Annotated in this window: 21 protein-coding genes and 1 pseudogene; 16 read left to right on the forward strand and 6 right to left on the reverse strand. The window is 59.2% G+C overall.

All coding sequences use genetic code 11. The features are described from left to right. Window positions 1-197: 197 nt before the first annotated feature. Window positions 198-1,145, reverse strand: coding sequence for a DJ-1/PfpI family protein (locus tag Q1A75_RS14190; protein ID WP_299592384.1), 948 nt, complete (start codon window positions 1,143-1,145; stop codon window positions 198-200). 86 nt (window positions 1,146-1,231) lie between these two features. Between Q1A75_RS14190 and Q1A75_RS14195 the strand changes: the two genes are divergently transcribed. The 10 genes from Q1A75_RS14195 to Q1A75_RS14240 all read left to right on the forward strand — a co-directional run bounded on the left by Q1A75_RS14195 (window position 1,232) and on the right by Q1A75_RS14240 (window position 6,715). Then, window positions 1,232-2,161: a DMT family transporter gene (locus Q1A75_RS14195; RefSeq protein ID WP_299592386.1), complete on the forward strand. Its 930-nt coding sequence runs from the start codon at window positions 1,232-1,234 to the stop codon at window positions 2,159-2,161. A 173-nt stretch (window positions 2,162-2,334) separates the two neighbouring features. Beyond that, entirely contained in the window at window positions 2,335-2,571 is a 237-nt protein-coding gene (locus tag Q1A75_RS14200) for a hypothetical protein (protein WP_299640238.1), read from the forward strand. Further along, window positions 2,564-3,073: a ribosome maturation factor RimM gene (gene rimM / locus Q1A75_RS14205; protein ID WP_299592390.1), complete on the forward strand. Its 510-nt coding sequence runs from the start codon at window positions 2,564-2,566 to the stop codon at window positions 3,071-3,073. The genes Q1A75_RS14200 and rimM overlap by 8 nt, the downstream gene beginning before the upstream one ends. A 122-nt stretch (window positions 3,074-3,195) precedes the next feature. Next, window positions 3,196-3,417, forward strand: a complete 222-nt coding sequence (locus Q1A75_RS14210; RefSeq protein ID WP_299640240.1) for a hypothetical protein — start codon at window positions 3,196-3,198, stop codon at window positions 3,415-3,417. 329 nt (window positions 3,418-3,746) lie between these two features. Continuing rightward, window positions 3,747-3,881 (forward strand): hypothetical protein, encoded by a 135-nt coding sequence (locus tag Q1A75_RS14215; protein ID WP_299592394.1) that lies wholly within the window; start codon window positions 3,747-3,749, stop codon window positions 3,879-3,881. A gap of 43 nt (window positions 3,882-3,924) precedes the next feature. Further along, window positions 3,925-4,722 (forward strand): tRNA (guanosine(37)-N1)-methyltransferase TrmD, encoded by a 798-nt coding sequence (trmD, locus tag Q1A75_RS14220; protein ID WP_299592396.1) that lies wholly within the window; start codon window positions 3,925-3,927, stop codon window positions 4,720-4,722. After that, a complete protein-coding gene (locus Q1A75_RS14225) occupies window positions 4,715-5,365 on the forward strand; it encodes a glutathione S-transferase family protein (protein ID WP_299592398.1) in 651 nt (216 codons plus the stop codon). Before trmD ends, Q1A75_RS14225 begins: the two co-directional genes overlap by 8 nt. 230 nt (window positions 5,366-5,595) lie before the next feature. After that, a complete protein-coding gene (rplS, locus tag Q1A75_RS14230; RefSeq protein ID WP_189368162.1) occupies window positions 5,596-5,985 on the forward strand; it encodes a 50S ribosomal protein L19 in 390 nt (129 codons plus the stop codon). After that, the gene (gene rpmE / locus Q1A75_RS14235; RefSeq protein WP_189368161.1) at window positions 5,982-6,203 is read left to right on the forward strand and encodes a 50S ribosomal protein L31; all 222 of its coding nucleotides are present in this window, start codon (window positions 5,982-5,984) and stop codon (window positions 6,201-6,203) included. Before rplS ends, rpmE begins: the two co-directional genes overlap by 4 nt. A 125-nt stretch (window positions 6,204-6,328) precedes the next feature. After that, the gene (locus Q1A75_RS14240; protein ID WP_299555226.1) at window positions 6,329-6,715 is read left to right on the forward strand and encodes a hypothetical protein; all 387 of its coding nucleotides are present in this window, start codon (window positions 6,329-6,331) and stop codon (window positions 6,713-6,715) included. On the opposite strand, the gene Q1A75_RS14245 is transcribed toward Q1A75_RS14240, so the two are convergent. The 4 genes from Q1A75_RS14245 to edd form a co-directional block, all read right to left on the reverse strand. Further along, the gene (locus Q1A75_RS14245; RefSeq protein WP_299555223.1) at window positions 6,712-8,004 is read right to left on the reverse strand and encodes a PQQ-dependent sugar dehydrogenase; all 1,293 of its coding nucleotides are present in this window, start codon (window positions 8,002-8,004) and stop codon (window positions 6,712-6,714) included. The genes Q1A75_RS14240 and Q1A75_RS14245 overlap by 4 nt on opposite strands. Before the next feature lie 162 nt (window positions 8,005-8,166). Continuing rightward, a complete protein-coding gene (locus tag Q1A75_RS14250) occupies window positions 8,167-8,421 on the reverse strand; it encodes a c-type cytochrome (RefSeq protein WP_299555220.1) in 255 nt (84 codons plus the stop codon). A 395-nt stretch (window positions 8,422-8,816) separates the two neighbouring features. Next, window positions 8,817-9,461 carry a bifunctional 4-hydroxy-2-oxoglutarate aldolase/2-dehydro-3-deoxy-phosphogluconate aldolase gene (gene eda, locus Q1A75_RS14255; protein WP_299555217.1) on the reverse strand — a complete coding sequence of 215 codons (645 nt, stop codon included), beginning with the start codon at window positions 9,459-9,461 and terminating at the stop codon, window positions 8,817-8,819. Next, window positions 9,462-11,276 carry a phosphogluconate dehydratase gene (gene edd / locus Q1A75_RS14260; RefSeq protein ID WP_299555214.1) on the reverse strand — a complete coding sequence of 605 codons (1,815 nt, stop codon included), beginning with the start codon at window positions 11,274-11,276 and terminating at the stop codon, window positions 9,462-9,464. A gap of 192 nt (window positions 11,277-11,468) precedes the next feature. On the opposite strand from edd, the gene Q1A75_RS14265 reads away from it, so the two are divergent. Continuing rightward, a complete protein-coding gene (locus Q1A75_RS14265) occupies window positions 11,469-12,278 on the forward strand; it encodes a division plane positioning ATPase MipZ (RefSeq protein WP_299555211.1) in 810 nt (269 codons plus the stop codon). Here Q1A75_RS14265 and Q1A75_RS14270 read toward each other — a convergent pair. Further along, on the reverse strand, window positions 12,252-12,908 hold the full coding sequence (locus Q1A75_RS14270) for a MarR family winged helix-turn-helix transcriptional regulator (protein ID WP_366142209.1): 657 nt from the start codon (window positions 12,906-12,908) through the stop codon (window positions 12,252-12,254). The genes Q1A75_RS14265 and Q1A75_RS14270 overlap by 27 nt on opposite strands. On the opposite strand from Q1A75_RS14270, the pseudogene Q1A75_RS14275 reads away from it, so the two are divergent. The 5 genes and pseudogenes from Q1A75_RS14275 (at window position 12,847) to Q1A75_RS14295 (ending at window position 19,143) form a co-directional block, all read left to right on the forward strand. Then, a pseudogene (locus Q1A75_RS14275) lies at window positions 12,847-13,888 on the forward strand (homogentisate 1,2-dioxygenase domain-containing protein). The gene Q1A75_RS14270 and the pseudogene Q1A75_RS14275 overlap by 62 nt on opposite strands. Then, the gene (locus tag Q1A75_RS14280) at window positions 13,885-14,058 is read left to right on the forward strand and encodes a hypothetical protein (RefSeq protein WP_299592400.1); all 174 of its coding nucleotides are present in this window, start codon (window positions 13,885-13,887) and stop codon (window positions 14,056-14,058) included. The pseudogene Q1A75_RS14275 and the gene Q1A75_RS14280 overlap by 4 nt, the downstream one beginning before the upstream one ends. Window positions 14,059-14,264: 206 nt before the next feature. Beyond that, window positions 14,265-15,521 carry a fumarylacetoacetase gene (fahA, locus tag Q1A75_RS14285; RefSeq protein WP_299555206.1) on the forward strand — a complete coding sequence of 419 codons (1,257 nt, stop codon included), beginning with the start codon at window positions 14,265-14,267 and terminating at the stop codon, window positions 15,519-15,521. 396 nt (window positions 15,522-15,917) lie between these two features. Then, complete coding sequence (locus tag Q1A75_RS14290; RefSeq protein WP_299555203.1) at window positions 15,918-17,096, forward strand: amidohydrolase family protein; 1,179 nt, start codon at window positions 15,918-15,920, stop codon at window positions 17,094-17,096. A 379-nt stretch (window positions 17,097-17,475) separates the two neighbouring features. Continuing rightward, a complete protein-coding gene (locus Q1A75_RS14295; RefSeq protein WP_299555200.1) occupies window positions 17,476-19,143 on the forward strand; it encodes an ABC transporter substrate-binding protein in 1,668 nt (555 codons plus the stop codon). The last annotated feature ends 72 nt before the right edge of the window (window positions 19,144-19,215 follow it).

Below are 19,215 nucleotides of genomic sequence, written 5' to 3' on the forward strand. Positions count from 1 at the left end.
CCGGACACAAGACCGCTTCTGAAAAGGTACACGCAATCCCATTTAACCCTTGCTATGCGGGTGCCATCCACACAAGTTATTCGCGACCAAGGGACCAATGACTGTTTTGGTCCCGCGGAGCAGACCTTATCCACTGGCCGGGCCGATGACCGCAAAGCGGACGAAGCGGCCAATGCTCGCTATGGACCAAAGGTCCGCTATCGCACGCGCGTTTCAAAGACCCTGATTGTTGATTGGATCTGACGTTTGAACGCCCGCTGCATGCGTTGATGGTCTCCAAAGCCGGTACTTCGGACAACACTTGCTGCAGGCATTCCCGACGCCAAACGATCCGCTGCCAAACGGACACGAACTGCCTCGACGAACTTAGTTGGCGACATGCCCATTTGTGCATTGAAGCGTCGGGTCAGCGTCCTCGGTGTTGTGCCTGCAAAATCTGCCATTTCGGATAGCGTCCACGAACGGGCCGGGCTTTGAGCGATTTCATCAACAAGATCGGAAAGCTGGCAGTTGGATGCAAACTGAGCAGACAGCACATCGTTGAACTGGCTCTGATCACCAGAGCGCGACAAGTGAACAAGCATACCTCGGGCGGCAGACAAAGCGGCTGCGGTGCCACAGTCCTGTTTCAAAATGTACAGGGCTAGATCAATCCCCGCCGTCACGCCGCCGGATGTGTGAATATGGCCATCTTGGACATACAGCTTGTCAATTTCCCAATCGACTGTGGGAAAGCGCTTTTTGACGAACCGCTCTCTTTGCCAGTGCGTTGTTGCAGGGCGACCATCCAAAACGCCCGCATGTGCGAGCAACACTGAACCGGAGCAAATGCCCATCAAACGCTGGCCGCGCCAATTTGCCAGATAGGCTCGGAGGCATTCATCCTTCAGCGCATCGTCCACCCCCATGCCGCCAGGCACCAAAAGGTAGTTCGCTCCTGACGCATCTGACAATCCGACGTCCGGAGTGAGGCGCACGCCGCAGGCCGTCGTGACCGACGCTCCATTTGAGGACACATATCTCAGGCGGTAGGCCTGTTTCCCGTTACTTTGTGCATTGCTGAAGACATGGGTGGGCCCGCTCACATCCAGCAGTGTCACGCCGTCAAAGAGAAGCACGTCGATGTGGAAAGGCGCTTTGTCCATAATTGACTAAACTATGTCCAAAAAGACGACTGCAAAAGCGTTATCGTCAGGCAACAGATCCCTATACTGGAAACACCGGCCTTCGGATGACACACAAAGACCCTCAACAGGCATTAACGCGCGATACAGCAAGCGTGATCGGCCCAACCCTTGCCCTGCTGACAGCGTTGATTTTTGCGACCAGCAGCATCGCGGCAAAAATCGCCACATTTGAACTTGAAGCCCTGACGATCATTCTTGTCCGCTCCTCGATTGCCGCCGTGGTTTTGCTCGCCGTTATGCTGTTTCAAGCCAGATCAGTGTTCCGCATCAGCATACGAGACATTCCGGCAATCGCCGTTCTGGGGGTTGTGGGTATCGTGGCGACACTTTGGTTTCTGTTGCAAGCACTGACATACACGACGGTCACAAGCACCGCTCTGATCGGTGCGACGGCTCCAATCGTGACAGCGGTTTCTGCGGCTATCGTGTTCAAGGAGCGGCTGCCGCGTGCGGCCTATCTAGGCGTCGTAACATCATTTGCCGGGGTCATCCTTCTGATCACGGATGGTCGGATCGCGGACTTGCGGGAGTTATCTTTCAACCGTGGTGATCTGTTGATGTTCGGGAACGTCGTCAGCTCTGCGATTTACGCACTGACGATCAAAAGCCTCAGCGTAAAGTATGCTTCTTTGACACTCACGTTTTACATGACGATTGCGGCTATTCTCGCCTTGTTGATCTTGGTCGACTTCGATCAGGTTCGCGAGGTCTCCTCAGCTTCGGCAACCAGCATCTGGGCCTTGCTATATCTGGGCATCGTGACATCAGCCATCGGGTACTTTCTTTACAATTATACCGTCAAAATCGTCGGCCCGACTGTCATGTCCTGCACAGTTTTCAGCGCTATGCCGGTCTTTGTGATGATACTCGCGTGGGTCATGCTGGGGAAGGTCATCGCGTCGTTCGAGGTCATCAGTTCAGCATTGATTTCTGTGGGACTGTTCTTCGTTCTGAGACCAAACAGCAGGGCGTAGCCTACACAATACGACTGGGCCATGAACATAAAGCCGCCGTTCGTTGATCGCGCGGCATCGGTCGTTTTTGGGCACGGAGCAGCCTTTCGCAAAACGCTCCCACACCCCCTTGGCTCCGCCGCTCGCCACAAGTTCAACGTCACCTCTTCCCTATAACTTGGCGACCGGTCCCAATGAACAACCCAAGACTACCGGCACCCAAACGCATCCCGCACTGGACAACGTCCGTCAACGTGTCGCAAATGCTGCAATCAATGCAAAGGGCGCGCACCATGTTCGGATTGATCCGCACACCTATCCTGATCCTGATCGCCTTCCTGGCGGGCCTGATGTTTGAACGTAGCCAGGGGGCAGAGGCGTGCACGGACCAAGGCGGCGTGATGCGTGACGGAGTATGCTGGAATGAGTGATGATGTGATCTGTGTCGGCGTGATCAGCGGCGCCTACGGTGTGCATGGCGAGGTCCGGATAAAGTCATTCTGCGCCCTGCCCGAGGACATCGAAACCTATAGCCCGCTCACGACCGAAGACGGCAAGCGTTCGTTTTCCCTTGCGCTCATACGCCCCATGAAAAACGGCTTCGTCGCCCGCATCGCCGAGGTTGCGATCAAGGAAGAGGCCGACGCGCTCAAAGGAACGCAGCTTTTTGCCCGCCGCGATCAGCTACCTCACCTGCCGGATGATGAATTCTACTACACGGATCTCGTGGGGCTTGAGGTGTTCGACACCGGCGGCACATCGCTTGGCCACGTGAAATCCGTACAGAACCACGGCGCCAGCGACCTGCTTGAGGTGCACATGCCCGGGGCCACGGCGACGGTCCTCTTGCCCTTCACCAAGGCCGCCGTGCCGACCGTGGATCTTGCTGCAGGACGCATCGTGGTCGACCCACCCGATGGTCTTTTTGACTGATCGCAAGGCGCCTGATTGCGCATGTGGGTTTTCACAAAACGGGGACCACCTCCATTCAAAAGACGCTGAACGCCAATCGAACCGTCTTGGATGGGCGTCTCCATATATGTCTGCGCACCGATATGCTGGCTTTGTGCGAAGCGGCCCGCAAATGGTCCGTCAAGCGCAGCCACGTCAATCTCGCATATGTCCGATACGAGGCGGCAGAGCTGCTTTCATCGTGGCGTGATGATTGCTCGATGCTGATCAGCTCAGAAGACTTGAGCGGTCACATGCTAGGCCGCCGTGGCCTCACCACATACGACGCTGCGCCCGTTCTGGCAGAGGCTCTGATTTCAGCCTAGGCTGCGGCCCGACCGGATGTTGATATCACGCTCGCCTACACAACCCGAGCAGCGACGCCCTGGTTGCGCAGTTGCTACACGCAACACCTGCGCGCCACGCGCATTACAGTGTCCGAAACGGGCTACACCCAGGCATATGCCGAGTCTGCTGGTCTTGATGGGATCATTGCCCGCGTACGGGACAAGACCAAACACACAAACGTTCAGACCTTTCCGCTAGAGATAGCCAGCGGGCTGCGTTTGGTCCGCTCGACCCGCTTCTGGATCTTGTCAGTCTGCCCCGGGCTGTTCGATCCCAAATTGCCCCACAGCCCCCCGCGAATGTTGCCATGTCGCAAGACGCACGGGACGCGCTGCTTGCCTTGAACCGCTCTGACATCAACGGCGATGCCTACCGAAAGGCGCGCAACGCATTGAAAAAAACGACGCACGTGACCGCCTGCGCCGTTGCCTTTGTACCCTGACCAACGGCATAGACACAGCGCATCGAACAGATAGAACCTGCTTATGACCGCACCTTCAAAATCCCATGGCCGCAAAGTCATTCGCCCGACCCTGAAACCGGCCTCACTGATGGATGAAGCGCCAGACTTCGTCGGCGTCTGGCAAGCGCGGATTGTCACGCTTTTCCCTGAAACCTTTCCGGGCGTGCTGGGTGCATCACTAACAGGCAAGGCTTTGCAGGACGGCAAGTGGCAATTGCACACGCACGATCTGCGCACCCACGGAATCGGCAAGCACCGCAATGTAGACGACACTCCGGCGGGCGGTGGAGCCGGCATGGTGCTGCGCGCCGACGTGGTCAGTGCCGCGCTGACAGAGGCGCAAGCGCATGCCCGCGGACGCTGGCCCATCCTCTACCTGTCTCCACGCGGACAGCGTTTTGACCAAGCCATGGCCCGCGATCTGGCCCGCTGTGACGGTGTCACCATGCTGTGCGGTCGCTTCGAAGGCGTGGACGAACGGGTGCTTGAACACTGGGGCATTACCGAAGTCTCGCTTGGGGATTTCGTGATGACCGGAGGCGAGATCGCCGCGCAAGCCATGCTCGATGCAACCGTGCGTCTTCTGCCCGGCGTGCTGGGCAATGCCGACAGCGCGGTCGAGGAAAGCCATTCGAACGGCCTTCTGGAACACCCGCAATACACCCGCCCCGCCACATGGGAAGGGCGCGACGTTCCCGATATCCTGATGTCCGGTCATCACGGCAAGGTGGCAGAATGGCGGCGGGAGATGTCAGAGAAGCTGACACGCGAGCGGCGGCCCGACCTATGGACACGCTACAAGGATCGCGGCGGTGACTGAGGCACTGACGCTGTATGGATATCACCACAGCGTCTACACGTGGGCGGCACGGATGACGCTGCATACCACCGGCGTTGGCTGGCGCGATGTCGAAGTGAACCCGTTTGCTGCCGCACCCGAAGACCAAAAGCTGCCACACCCATTCGGACGCGTCCCCGTGTTGGATCACGACAGCTTCCGCATCTACGAAACCCGCGCGATCACAGACTATATCGACGCGCAGTTTGGACAGGACCGCCTGACACCACATGATCTACGGGCCAGGGCGCGCATGAACCAGGTGATCGGCATCATCGACAGCTATGCCCACATCCCACTGGTCCGACAGGTTTTTTCGCACAGCGTGTTTCGCCCTTGGGCAAATGAACCAAGCGACCCGGACGCAATCAAGGCAGGCTTGGACGCCGCCACGACCGCCCTCTCCGCTCTGGAGGATATTGCGGCAGAAGGGCTGGTTCTGACGGGTGAAACGCTCAGCCTCGCGGACTGCCACCTCGCTCCGATGATGGCCTACTTCAGCGCTGCACCCGCCGGGGACGACGCTCTACGCACCAAGCCAGCGCTGACGCAATGGTGGGACCGAACCCGGCGCGCGACGGCGCTTGCTGAAACATGGCCCGTTGGACCTGTGCAAAAGCCTTGATTGCTGCGCTTTGCCCTCCTATACACCGCCCATTCCGACTCGGGACTTCCTGATCGGGGGTTTGGCTTGTGGCACTTTCTTCAGTGCTTCTACGCAGGCCAAACAAAGTGAGACAAGGAATGATGACCTGACCTCTGGCGGGCGCAATGGCGGACCCGGTGAAGACACAGAGCTCTGAGGCGCGACAAACCTTCGTGGAAAAACCACGAGCATCATAGGAGTGATGGTCAATGGACCTGATCGCACAGCTAGAGGCGGAACAGATTGCCGCCCTGGGGAAAGACATCCCCGACTTCAAAGCCGGTGACACCATCCGCGTCGGCTACAAGGTGACCGAAGGCACGCGCACCCGTGTGCAGAACTACGAAGGCGTCTGCATCGCCCGCAACAACGGCTCAGGCATCGCCGGTTCGTTCACCGTTCGCAAGATTTCGTTTGGCGAAGGCGTGGAACGTGTGTTCCCGCTGTTTTCGACCAACATCGACAGCATCACCGTGGTCCGCCGCGGTCGCGTGCGTCGCGCCAAACTGTACTACCTCCGCACCCGCCGCGGCAAATCGGCCCGGATCGCGGAAGTCTCCAACTACAAACCCAAGAAGTCCGAAGGAGCCGAGGCATGAAGGCCGATACGCATCCCGACTACCACATCATCGACGTCAAGATGACGGACGGCACAGTGGTTCAAATGAAATCGACATGGGGCAAAGAAGGCGACCAGCTGTCGCTCGACATCGACCCCTCCGTGCACCCCGCATGGACCGGCGGTTCGTCCCGCCTGATGGACACCGGCGGCCGTGTGTCCAAGTTCAAGAACAAATACGCCGGTCTGGGCTTCTAAAGCATCCACGCCACGTAAAAGACAAAGCCGCTCCAACGGGGGCGGCTTTTTTCGTTCCGGGCCAAAGCATCTTGCCGCGCGGCTCCGCCGTCGCGATAGTATCCCGATCCATCTGGGGGACGGCGATGCGCACCGCATCACTCATCTTGGCACTCTTGATCGCGGCCACACCGGCCGCGACCCAGGCGGATATCCAAACCGCCACCAAACGCACCAAGTCCGGTCAATTCGATGCACAAGGCCAAGTGCGCTGCGCTCAAGAAGTCGGACAGGTCCTCGGTGCCTGTGACGCTTCGGTCGCCCGCGCGACAGGATCGGCAGCGGTGGTTGTGACCTTTCCCAACGGCTTTGCGCGCATGCTGACATTCTCGGACGGCGCATTCCTGCGCGACAATGCAACAATGTCAGGGGTCGGCACAGACACGGAATGGCAATTGACCAACGGCACCTACCATATTCGGGTGGATGACCAGCGCTTCGACATCCCCGAAACGCTGGTCACTGCAGATTAGCCGCCGGGCGTCAGCTTATAGATCGTACCTTCGTCGATGGACGTGTACAGGCTGCCATCCGGCCCCATGACCACCGACCGGAACCGGCCCGACTCCATCGGCAGGGTCATCTCGGTCACGTCCTCCACATCCGCAACATCTTCGTTGAATTGGATCACGTCGAGGCGTTGCCCAATGGGCGTGCCGCCAAATCCGATCCCCATGATGCCGACAACCATCGCGTCGTTCCAATCGCCCCAGGCGTCCCCCTCCAGGAACGCGGCCGAGGACATCCCTTGCGACCAGCCGTTGTTGTTCCAGACCGGTGGCATGGCATCAGGATAGGTGTCGAAATCGGTCATCGGCATGAACGCCGCACGCTCGTACCGGTTCATGCCCTCTTCCTGGTTGGGGCTGTAGCCACAGTAGTTGTCCGGGCAATCGCCACGCCCAGCCACGTTCGGGCGCGGGTCCCACCCGGCATTGCCACCGTTTTCCAGAATGGTGATTTCATCCGAATGCCATGGCCCGTGTTCTGCCGTGATGGCCTGCCCCGTCTCGGGGTGGAACGCGATACCCTGCACGTTGCGGTGCCCATAAGTGTACGTCCGCGCGTCAAAGCCTTCGGGCGGGCTGTTGTCGGCATGGGCATTGCCGTCAGTATCGATCCGGATCACTTTCGATCCCATCATCGTCGGGCTCTGCGGCACCTCGCCATTATGGGTGTCACCCGTTGTCAGCCACAACGCGCCATCCGCGCTGAACCGCACGCGACCGCCATTATGCGCTCCGGGTCCCCCGAACGGGTGATCAGACGCCGCCATTTTGTAGGGCACATCGTCGATGATATCCGTCCGATCCGACACGCTGGCAAAATCATCGCTGACCGTAAATCGCATCAGCCGGTTGGTGTGCGGGTCCGACATGTTCGATGTGGAATAGACATAGATGCGCCGGTTGTCGGCAAAGTCGGGGTCAAAGGCGACGCCCATCATGCCCGCCTGCCCTTCACAGAACAGGTCAGCGCCATTGGCCGCATATCCGACCGTGTCGGCAACGCCGTAAAGCGCAGTCACAGTTCCATCCGGCATCCGCACGGACAGCCCCTTGCACTTTTCCGTAAACAGCATCGTGCCATCGTCGAGGAACGCCATGTCCCAAGGGTTTTCGAGGCCATCAAGCACAACCTCGTGCGTCAGACTGGTGGTGTTCATGCCGCTCTGGGCCAGCAGCGGCGATGATGAAATAGCCGTCGCCGCAAGCAGTGATGCAATGACCGATAGTTTGGAATGCGTGGTATAACCGGACATAGTTTCCTCCCTTAAATGGTGTCATTCGCCATCCGGAGGGTGCTCTTTGTTTTTATGTCCGGACAAGCCAGACTTTCACGGTATGGTGGCGCCATACGCTGGTCAATGTTTAGTTTACCCAAGGGCAACTTTACGCCGGTGCGTCCATACGGATACGAATGTTCAATCGAATGCCGTCGCCACGTAGACCGAAATATTGACAATATCCTCGTCCGACAGCCGCTTGGCATGAGAGATCATCAGGATCGAATTGGGCCCAATCTTTTCACCGGCGCGATACCTTTCAAGCTGCGTGGCGATATAGGCAGGGTCCAGGTCAGCAAGTGCAGGATAGCTTGAGGCCCCTTGTGCCTTGTTGCCATGGCAAGCCCTGCACGATTTTCGAAAGATGTCCTGCGCCGCGTCCACGTCGATCACTTGGTCTTCGGATATCGCGGCGGCGCTGGGCGCTGCTGTCCGTCGTGGTATCCGCCCAAGTGGCGCACGCCCAAACGCTGATCGCAACGGTCAAAAGGCAGCGTATTAGCATCGGCACGGGTCTCCTCTGCTTGCACAATCCCTCAGTAGTAGAAGGTCCAGCGCAATTCGTCCAATGCCCGTCCGCGTCGGGAACGCGATCGGGTGGTCTATGGACTGCTAGGAGAGGTGGGGATTTTGCACCAAAGACACCTCGCTCATCCCGTCTGCCTCCAGAACAGGCGGACCCACATCCAATGCCAGCTGCTGCGGTAAAAATATTAACAGTTCCTGAATCCGCCGCTGTAACCCATTGAAATTTCTAAGGCTGGAACATGTCCCACGCCGGGACACCCCTACCGCGACAGGGCCGCAGCCTCCTTCGCCAAGGCCTCGATCCCGGCCCAATCCCCGGCTGCGACCAGGTCCTTGGGGGCGACCCAGGATCCACCGGCACAGACCACATTTGGCAGGCTCAGATAGCTATTCGCATTCCCCATGCTCACCCCACCCGTCGGGCAGAACGATATCTGCGGCAAGGGCGCACCAATGGCCTTCAAAGCAGGTGCCCCGCCTGATGCCTCAGCCGGAAAAAACTTGAGCATATCGTATCCACGTTCGAACAGGCACATCGCCTCGGAAGCCGTGGCAGCCCCCGGCAATAAGGGCAAATCCTCGGCCTCGCAGGCCGCAATCAGTGCCTCGGTGGCACCGGGCGACACCCCAAACTGCGCGCCAGCCTCCTTGGCCGCCTTCACGTCATCCGGCGTGACCAACGTCCCTGCACCAACAACGCCACCTGGCACCTTGGACATCGCTGCGATCACATCCAATGCAGCTGGGGTGCGCAGCGTCACTTCAAGCGCCGGTAGCCCACCCGCCACCAATGCTTCGGCCAGTGGCCGCGCATGGGCGACGTCATCGACCACAAGCACCGGCACGATCGGGGCCAGGTCACAGATTTCGCGGGCGCGCACGGCAGCAGCTTTGGCAGTCAGCATTCAAAAGTCTCCAAATACGGTTGCGCCAGTATTGGCGGACCCGACGGTATTACGGAAGGCGTGGAACATGTCGCGCCCAGCCCCCCATTGGTTGGCCGAAAGATCAGCCGTGGCATGAGGGCGGTCAAGCACACCTTCAGTCAGAACTTCAAGTTGCCCCGCCTCGGCGTCAACGCGGATCAGGTCGCCGTCCCGCACTTGCGCGATCACACCCCCATCCAGCGCCTCGGGGCAAACATGGATGGCGGATGGCACCTTGCCCGATGCGCCGGACATGCGGCCATCCGTGACCAGCGCCACCTTCTGCCCACGGCCCTGCATGATGCCCAGTAGCGGTGTCAGGCTGTGCAATTCCGGCATCCCATTGGCCCTGGGTCCCTGGAACCGAACCACGATAACAAAATCACCTTCGTTGAATTCGCCAGCCTTGAACGCGGCCTTCACGTCGTCTTGTTCATGGAACACGCGCGCCGGGGCTTCAACGATCCGGTGTTCCGGTGCCACGGCCGAGATTTTCATGACCCCTGTTCCCAAGTTGCCGGCAAGGCGGCTCAGACCGCCGGTTTCCTGAAACGGATCAGACGCAGGGCGTACGATCTTTTCATTCAGGCTTTTACCCGCGCCCGCTTCCCAGGTCAGTGCACCGTCGATCAGCTTGGGTTCCTGCGTATAGTTCTCAAGCCCCTCACCCGCGACTGTCTGAGTGTCATCGTGCAGCAAGCCTGCGCCCAAAAGCTCGCCAATCATGAAGCCAAGACCACCCGCCGCGTGGAAGTGGTTCACGTCCGCCAAGCCATTGGGATAGACGCGCGCGATCAGCGGTGTCACTTCCGACAAGTCGCAGAAGTCTTCCCAATCCAACACAATGCCCCCGGCCCGCGCCATGGCGATCAAGTGGATCAACAAGTTGGTCGACCCACCCGTCGCACTCAGGCCAACGATCCCATTCACGAACGCCTTCTCATCCAGGATATTGCAGACCGGCGTGTAGTTGTTGCCCAGAGCCGACAAGGACAGCGCGCGCTTGGCCCCTTCAACTGTCAGCGCGTCGCGCAGCGGGGTGTTCGGGTTGACGAAGGACGAGCCCGGCAGATGCAGGCCCATGAATTCCATCAGCATCTGGTTGGTGTTGGCCGTGCCATAGAAGGTACAGGTGCCCGGACCATGGTAGGCGGCCATCTCTGACGCGAGCAATTCCTCACGCGTCGCTTCGCCCGCCGCGAACCTCTGGCGGACCTTGGCCTTTTCATCATTGGACAAGCCGCTGGTCATCGGACCTGCAGGGAGGAAAACAGCTGGCATGTGACCAAAGGATTGGGCCGCGATGATCAAACCCGGCACGATCTTGTCGCAGACGCCCAGAAAGACGGCGGCATCGAAGACATTGTGGGACAGCGCCACACCGGTCGCCATAGCGATCACGTCACGCGAGAACAGACTCAACTCCATGCCTGCCTCACCTTGGGTCACACCGTCGCACATGGCGGGCACACCGCCCGCCACTTGCGCAGTTCCGCCCTCCGCCCGGATCGCGTCGCGGATCAGGGTCGGGTAGGTCTCGAACGGCTGATGTGCCGACAGCATGTCATTGTAGGCCGTGACAATCCCAAGATTGCCAACGCTTGCTTCGGCCAGCCGGGACTGGTCAGGACCAGCCGCGGCAAACGCATGGGCCTGGCCGCTACAGGACAGGTGCGCGCGGGCCGGACCTTGGGACTTGGCGGTAGCCATCCGATCCAGATACCGACGTCGTGTCGGTGCGCTGCGTTCGATCACACGTTCAGTCACGCGCTCAAGTGTAGGGTGCAGGGGCATCGTGCTCTCCTATCTCCTCATCTCGGTTTGGCCACATCTTATCACAAGGCGCCTGATAGCGCTAACAGCTTCGTTGTGCAATCACCGCGCCACGGTGCCGCAGGAAAGTTTCCATGCCCGCTTTCAAAGGGTGCGAACACAACATATAGTGGCCCAAAATTCGCAAAGCGGATGTGCGGTAAGGGGACAATCATGGCGCATATCATTGTTGTCGGCAACGAAAAGGGCGGGGCTGGCAAGTCCACCGTGTCGATGCATGTGGCCACGGCATTGGCGCGCGCAGGCAAGAAAGTCAGCGCACTTGATCTCGACCTGCGGCAGCGGACGTTTGGACGCTATGTCGAAAACCGCCACGGGTTTCTGGCCTCGGCTGACCTAGACTTGCCGTCACCCGATGTGCACGACTTGCCCGAGATCGACGCGGCGCAGCTGAAGCCCGGCGAAAATATCTATGATCATCGGCTCAGCGCAGCAGTAGCGACGCTCGAACCCGACAATGACTTTATCCTGATCGATTGCCCCGGCTCTCACACCCGCCTTAGTCAGGTCGCGCATTCCCTGGCAGACACCCTGATCACGCCCCTGAACGACAGTTTCGTCGATTTCGACCTGTTGGCACGTATCGATGCAACGGGTGAGAAAATCCTTGGACCGTCGGTCTATTCCGAGATGGTTTGGAACGCCCGTCAGCTCCGCGCCCAGGCGGGTTTGAAACCCATAGATTGGATCGTGCTGCGCAACCGCATGGGGGCCCAACGCATGGTAAACAAGGAAAAGATGGAACGGGCGATCAGGATGCTCGCCCAGCGGATCGGGTTCCGCATCGCACCCGGTTTTTCCGAACGGGTGATTTTCCGTGAACTGTTCCCACGCGGGCTGACCTTGCTTGACCTCAAGGACATTGGGGTCAAGCAACTCAACATCTCGAACGTGGCCGCCCGGCAGGAATTGCGCGATTTGATGAAGGCGCTGAACCTACCCGAGGTCGAAATCGACTTTTGACCCCGAGCCGCGCTGCGCAAGACGCAGCAACAAGCGGCGCAGGGTATCCGCCTCTTCATCGGACATCCCGTCTGTCAGGGCTGGATCATAGGCCTGCACAACCCGTTTTAAATCACCATAGATTTGCTGCCCCACCACCGTCAGCGTCAGATACTTCCAGCGGCGATCCTGCTTGGCACGCGTGCGTGTCAGGCATCGACGCCCTGCCAGCCTTTGTACCTCGCGACTGATCTTGGTCTTGTGCATCCGCGCCCATGCGCCAATGTCGCTGGCCGTCATGCGGCCATAGATGCCCAGGTAAAACAGCACGCGCCATTCCTTGCGCAGCGTTCCATACTTGTCTTTGTAGACCTTCTGGAACTCCAGACTCGACGCCTCAACCGCTTGGTTCAGCAAGTAGGGTAGGAACTGTCGAACATCGAAATCATTTGGGGGGCATCGCTTATTAGCTGCAAAAACACCTGTTACATCAACAATCAATGCTGCAAGAAGGATCGCCATGAACCGCCAGGCGGCGCCACATCCCTGATCCACACCCCTTTCCAGTGCCGGTATCACTGACGGGTACATGCCCGGTTTCGGCGACAATTTCGAAACCGAGGCGTTGCACGGAGCGCTGCGTGAAGCCATGAACTCGCACCGGAAATGCACTTACGGGCTTTATGGTGAGCAACTAGGCCGCACCACATTTACCGATGTGCGGCCCGAACGGACGTGGTGCTATCGCATCCGCCCGTCCGTAAAACATTCCGGTCAGTACAATCGCATGGACCTGCCCGATTGGAAATCCGCGCTACACATCCGCGAAGACTTGGCAAGCCTGGGTCTGCACCGCTGGAACCCCTTGCCACACATCAATTGGGGCCTGACATGGCTGACCGGCATGCGCACCATGACGGCAGCGAACAAGGGGCAAGTTCGAACTCCCGGGGCGCGGCCCTATCAGGGCCAACTGCATAGCAAACCCGCGCGACTTCAAGGCCCCCGTGGCCGCATTCGAAGACGGCAAGGTCCAGTTGACGCTGACCATCAAGTGGTACGGACAGCTCTACGAGACAGCGATTGGCCACTCTCCGCTCGATGTTGTGGCGTGGCACGGCAACTATGCGCCCATGAGATACAATCTGAAAACCTATTGTCCGGCGGGGACCATCCTGTTCGGCCACCCGGATCCGTCAATATTTGCAGTGCTCACCGCACCGTCGGGTCAGCCGGGCGTGAACAATATCGACTTGGTCCTATTCCGCGAACGCTGGAGAGTGACCGAAGACACGTTCCGTCTGCCGTGGTATCATAAGAACATCATGTCTGAGTTGATGGGCAACATCTATGGCCAGTACGATGCGAAGCCGAAGGGGTTCGTGCCCGGAGGCATGTCGCTCCACAACATGATGCTGGCGCACGACCCCTACAAAAACGCATTCGAAGGGACCAGCAACGCAAACCTTGAACCGCGTAAGCTGGAAAATACCATGTCCTTCATGTTCGGAACCCGCTTTCCCCAGCACCTGACCCAATTCACGGCGCAAGGAGCGCCGCTGCAGGATGACTACATCGACTACTGGACGGACATCGAAAAGAAGTTCAACGGGACACCGGGCAAAAAATGATGACGTATCTTGGATACTTCATGGGCGCCTTCATTGTCTTCGTGCTGGGGTTTATCCTCTGGGCGTGGTGGCAGAAATTCGTCAACGACCGCCCCGACCGCTACGGGAAGGGACGCGGCCATGATCCGCGCGGACCCGAGCGCGGACAGTGGGACAGACCTGACAAGTGATCGAATTCCTGTCTTCCCTCTCCTGGATTGGCTGGCTTCTGATGGCTCTTGCCGGGTTCACAGTTTGGCACCTTCCGAGCATTATCAAGATGGCATTTTTTGGCGACCGCGTTTCCAAGGCGCGCCCTATACGTCATGGAACAGACCGGCCAGATCTGGACTTAGACCGCTCTGACCCCTGACAAAAGAACAAGGACCTAAATATAATGACGCTCCTTTCGTCGTGGGTGCCCGGCGCCAACAGCGCTGACACCGACTTTCCGCTGAACAACCTGCCTTACGGGGTGTTTTCCACCGGCACGCTGGACGCGCGATGCGGCGTGGCCATTGGGGACATGATCCTCGACATGTACGCTGCCGAAGAACAGGGGATCATTGACCTTGCCGACGAACCCCTGTTCGAACTGCCATTCTGGAACGAGTTGATGGAGCAAGGCCCCGCCGTCTGGACAGCCCTGCGCAACCGCCTGACGGATCTGCTGACCGAAGGGGCAAGAGATCAGGGCCTGGTCGAGCCACTGCTTGTTCCGATGATTGACGCCACGCTGCACATGCCTCTGGTTGTCTCGGAATTCACCGACTTCTACGCAGGCCGCCACCACGCCACCAATGTGGGCACAATGTTTCGAGGCCCCGAAAACGCGCTCCCGCCCAACTGGCTGCATATCCCAATTGGCTATAACGGACGTGCATCGTCTGTGGTTGTGTCGGGCACCGACATCCGCCGCCCGTGGGGCCAGCTGAAATCCCCCGACCACGACACACCCGCCTTCCTCCCGTCCCGGCGTTTCGATCTGGAACTGGAAATGGGTGCTATCGTTGGCATGGCTTCGGACGGACCGATCACGGTGGACGAGGCCGACGCAGCCATCTTTGGCTATGTCCTACTGAACGATTGGTCCGCACGCGACATTCAAGCGTGGGAATACCAACCGCTCGGCCCCTTCCAAGCAAAGGCAACCGCCACATCAATCAGCCCGTGGATTGTGACCAAGGCGGCACTAGCGCCTTTCCGAACCTCGACACCAGACCGAGAATTCGCACTGCTCGATCACCTCAAGGATACCGGCCCGATGCTCTATGACATCAACCTGAGCGTCACACTTGCCCCGGACGGCAAAGAGGCCACGACCATCGCGCAAACCAACTACCGCGAGATGTACTACTCCTCGGCCCAGCAACTGGCGCATCACAGCACCTCGGGCTGCCCGATGAATGTAGGTGATCTGCTGGGCTCCGGCACCATCTCCGGCCCGACGAAACCGGAACGCGGCAGCCTGTTGGAACTCAGCTGGGGCGGCAAGGACCCCATCACACTCTACACCGGAGAGACACGTACCTTCCTCGAAGACGGCGACACGCTGACACTTGCGGGGCACGCACAAGGCGACGGGTATCGCATCGGCTTCGGCACGTGCACGGGAACACTTTTGGCAGCGCTGGAAGACCCTTACAAACGCTGACCCGTTCATTTCACCAACCAAACCGCGGGGTTCTGGGCAGCGCCCCGGTCCGACACCCGCAAGACAGACCAACATGCGCAACAGGCACGGCCGCACCCGGCGCGATCACGGCTAGGGTGCTGGCGCCCACATGTTCCACCATCCCGATGACACCACAACGCTGTGTGATTGACGCACAAACGCAGTGCGAGGGATTTCGTGCACCCTGCCCTTGCGCGGCGCCTCGAAATTTGGAACCCTCGCCAGACATCTCTGGCACAGATTCACATCTCAAGGGCCGCTGACATCCACTTCCACGAAGGGGAAGGACATGAACAAGCGTCTTCAGGACAGTATTGCGGAAGGTTTCGGTCGATGGCTGGAGGATTTCGCAACCGTTGGGCGTGGTGGCCGGGCGTGACAGATATTCTGGTTCCCACCTCTCTGGTCGCTCAGCCCGGCCGTTTTGGCGGTGTGACAAGCGGCGACTGTCTGCGGGGCGCACCCGTTGTGAAAGATGGGCGGCTGATTGCACTTGATACGCCAAGAGGCGACACCGCCTGCATGGTGATACCCAAGCTGGTCGAGCCGCATTGCCATCTCGACAAATGCCACACGATCAGTCGATTGGGTCAGGTGGGGGGCGACCTGCATCACGCGCTCGCCAGCCAACGCACCGACAAGGTGCATTGGAACGAAGACGACATTCGCCAGCGTGCAACACAGGGATTGACCGAAGCTCATCAGAATGGCTGCACGCTGATCCGCAGCCACGTGGACTGGGGCGATGATCCTGCGCCGTCGCTCTCGTGGTCCGTGCTGGTCGAATTGGCCGAGGATCACCCAAGCCTGCAACTCGCGGCCCTGACCAGCATCGAGCAGTGGACGAATCCGGATTTCGGTAAAACAGTGGGCAAGGTATTGGCCTTCACCGACGGTGTCTTGGGTGCGTTTGTCCACGGACATGAAAATGCACGTGAAGGGTTGGAGGCACTGTTTACCACCGCAACCCAACACGGCCTGATGCTGGATTTCCACGTGGATGAAGGGTTGGGATCGCTCAACGGGTTGGAAATGATCGCCGATGTCGCACTCGAAACCATGTTTGATCGCCCGATCCTGTGTGGCCATTGCGTCAGCCTGATGGACAGACCTTCGCACGAAGTAAAACGCATCTCCGACAAACTGGCGCGCGCGGGGATTACGGTCTGTGCACTGCCCATCACCAACCTCTATCTGCAAGGTCGTGCCGATGGCACGCCGGACCGGCGCGGGATCACACGGCTGAGAGAACTGCGGGAAGCGGGCGTGTCCATCATTGCAGGGTCCGACAATGTCGCGGACGCGTTTTGCCCGCTTGGTGCGCATGATCCGCGCGCCGCATTGGCGCTCGCCTGCGTCGCGGCGCATTTGGACCCTCCCTTTGGTGATTGGTTGCCCGCAATCACAACGGATGCGGCGCGCGCGCTCGGAGCAGCAACTGTTACCGTCGACGACACCGAATTGACCGACATGCTGACGTGCGATGTCACGCACACTGCTGATCTGCTATCTGGCCGTGTGCCGCTGCGACCGGCGATTGAGACGCTCATGTGATCTCATATCGCTGGCAAGACCGACATCATTCGATGAGTACAAACCCGCTCCGAACTACAAAAGCAGGACCAGAAAATCTTGCGCCCCCGATGAACCGTTGAAATGACCAATAACGCGTCGATATCCGGCCAAAAGGCGGTTTTGGGCCCGGGAATGGCGTGAAATCACAAAAGAGTCGAAATCCTGTCGACTATCCCTTTCTGTGCAACTCCGACGACGGGGTTGACGCCATGCGCCCGATCGTTTGAACTTTGGGCGTCCCCCGGGAAGGGGTGGCGAAAAAAACGCAGGTTAACTGCAACACCAAAAAGGTCGGGCACTCACCCCGGCCGAATAAGGGCGCGGACAAACGTTCGTGACGCCAACAGAGAGGAAGAACATGACCTTTGTAACCCGTACCGGCAAGCCGCTGCCGCAATCCATCTTGGATTCGGCTGGCAAAGTCGGCACCGATCCGATCAACCGCCGCGAATTCCTGGCCACGGCCAGCAGCTTTGGCGCAACAGCCGCCGTTGCCTATGGCATGCTGGGCATGACGGCCCCCGCCGCACAGGCAGCAGGGCACAAGGAAGGCGGCGTCGTTCGGTACCAGACCGAAGTGCGCGCACTCAAAGACCCGCGGACCTATGACTGGTCACAGATCGCCAACTTCTCGCGTGGTTGGCTGGAATATCTGGTGACCTACGAAAACGATGGCACGTTCCAGCCGTCGCTACTGGAAAGCTGGGAAATCAATGACGACGCCACCGTCTACACCCTGAATGTCCGCAAGGGCGTCAAGTGGAACAATGGCGACGATTTCACGGCCGAGGACGTGGCCCGCAACATCACTGGCTGGTGCGAAAAAGAGCTCGAGGGCAACTCGATGGCTGGTCGCTTCAACACGCTGATCGACCCCGACACCAGCAAAGCCATCGAAGGTGCGATTGAAGTGGTCGACAGCCACACGGTCAAACTGAACCTGCCTGCATCTGACATCTCGCTGATCGCAGGCATGGCAGACTACCCGGCGGCGATCGTGCACAGCTCCTACACGGCTGATACAGCACTCAGCAACCCGATCGGCACAGGCCCCTACCTGCCTGAATCGCTCGAAGTGGGTGTGAAAGGCGTGCTTGTCCGTAACGCGGATCACACGTGGTGGGGCACTGAAGTCTCAGGTGGACCCTACCTAGATCGCATCGAGTATATCGACTATGGCACCGACCCCGCAGCTTGGATGGCAGCGTCCGAAGCGGATGAAGTCGATATGAACTACTCTGTGGACGGCGATTTCGTCGACTTGATCGCATCGATCGACGGCTGGGTTCAGAACGACATCGTGACGGCGGCGACCATCGTGGTCCGACCGAACCAGCTGGCTGAAGTAGATGGCAAGAAGATCTACGAAGACGAACGCGTCCGTCGCGCCATCACCATGGCCGTCGACAACAACATCCTGCTCGAACTGGGCATCGGCGGTCGCGGCGAATTGGCCGAGAACCACCACGTCGCACCGTTCCACCCGGAATATGCCGAACTGCCCCCGATGGAGGTTGACCCCGCAGGCGCCAAGGCCCTGATGGATGAGGCCGGCATGGGCGATTTCGAGCACGAGCTGATCTCGATCGACGATGGCTACCGCAAGGACACCACCGACGCGGTCGCAGCTCAGCTGCGCGACGCGGGGATCAACGTCAAACGGACCGTTCTGCCCGGATCGACCTTTTGGAACGATTGGGCCAAGTACCCGTTCAGCTCAACCAACTGGAACCACCGCCCGCTGGGCGTCCAGATCTGGGCGCTGGCCTACCGCTCGGGCGAAGCGTGGAACGAGTTTGGTTGGTCCAACCCCGAGTTCGACGAGAACCTGAAAAAGGCGCTGGCGACAGCGGATGTTGAAGAACGCCGCAAACTGATGGCCATCGGCCAGAAGATGATCCAGGACGCGGGCGTTACGATCCAGCCCTACTGGCGGTCGCTGACAAACCACACCAAGGAAGGTCTGGTGGGTGGCGCGCACCACATCACCTATGAATTCCGTCCGGCACAGGTTGCCTGGACCTGATCCAAGGGATCACGGAATTGAAAGGGGCCGCCACCGTGCGGCCCCTTTTTGTGTAAATTGCTAGAACCAGAA

The sequence above is a fragment of the uncultured Tateyamaria sp. genome (genome assembly GCF_947504105.1).
GTDB lineage: Bacteria > Pseudomonadota > Alphaproteobacteria > Rhodobacterales > Rhodobacteraceae > Tateyamaria.

Coding starts and splice junctions, on each gene's coding strand:
- eda (WP_299555217.1), bottom strand. CDS start 9,461: ATGCTGACTGCCAAAGCTGCTGCCGTGCGCGCCCGCGAAATCTGTGAC.
- Q1A75_RS14215 (WP_299592394.1), top strand. CDS start 3,747: ATGTCGCAAGACGCACGGGACGCGCTGCTTGCCTTGAACCGCTCTGAC.
- Q1A75_RS14240 (WP_299555226.1), top strand. CDS start 6,329: ATGCGCACCGCATCACTCATCTTGGCACTCTTGATCGCGGCCACACCG.
- Q1A75_RS14270 (WP_366142209.1), bottom strand. CDS start 12,908: ATGGCTTCACGCAGCGCTCCGTGCAACGCCTCGGTTTCGAAATTGTCG.
- trmD (WP_299592396.1), top strand. CDS start 3,925: ATGACCGCACCTTCAAAATCCCATGGCCGCAAAGTCATTCGCCCGACC.
- edd (WP_299555214.1), bottom strand. CDS start 11,276: ATGCCCCTGCACCCTACACTTGAGCGCGTGACTGAACGTGTGATCGAA.
- Q1A75_RS14280 (WP_299592400.1), top strand. CDS start 13,885: ATGATGACGTATCTTGGATACTTCATGGGCGCCTTCATTGTCTTCGTG.
- Q1A75_RS14195 (WP_299592386.1), top strand. CDS start 1,232: ATGACACACAAAGACCCTCAACAGGCATTAACGCGCGATACAGCAAGC.
- Q1A75_RS14265 (WP_299555211.1), top strand. CDS start 11,469: ATGGCGCATATCATTGTTGTCGGCAACGAAAAGGGCGGGGCTGGCAAG.
- Q1A75_RS14210 (WP_299640240.1), top strand. CDS start 3,196: ATGCTGGCTTTGTGCGAAGCGGCCCGCAAATGGTCCGTCAAGCGCAGC.
- Q1A75_RS14190 (WP_299592384.1), bottom strand. CDS start 1,145: ATGGACAAAGCGCCTTTCCACATCGACGTGCTTCTCTTTGACGGCGTG.
- Q1A75_RS14295 (WP_299555200.1), top strand. CDS start 17,476: ATGACCTTTGTAACCCGTACCGGCAAGCCGCTGCCGCAATCCATCTTG.
- fahA (WP_299555206.1), top strand. CDS start 14,265: ATGACGCTCCTTTCGTCGTGGGTGCCCGGCGCCAACAGCGCTGACACC.
- Q1A75_RS14245 (WP_299555223.1), bottom strand. CDS start 8,004: ATGTCCGGTTATACCACGCATTCCAAACTATCGGTCATTGCATCACTG.
- Q1A75_RS14200 (WP_299640238.1), top strand. CDS start 2,335: ATGAACAACCCAAGACTACCGGCACCCAAACGCATCCCGCACTGGACA.
- rimM (WP_299592390.1), top strand. CDS start 2,564: ATGAGTGATGATGTGATCTGTGTCGGCGTGATCAGCGGCGCCTACGGT.
- rplS (WP_189368162.1), top strand. CDS start 5,596: ATGGACCTGATCGCACAGCTAGAGGCGGAACAGATTGCCGCCCTGGGG.
- rpmE (WP_189368161.1), top strand. CDS start 5,982: ATGAAGGCCGATACGCATCCCGACTACCACATCATCGACGTCAAGATG.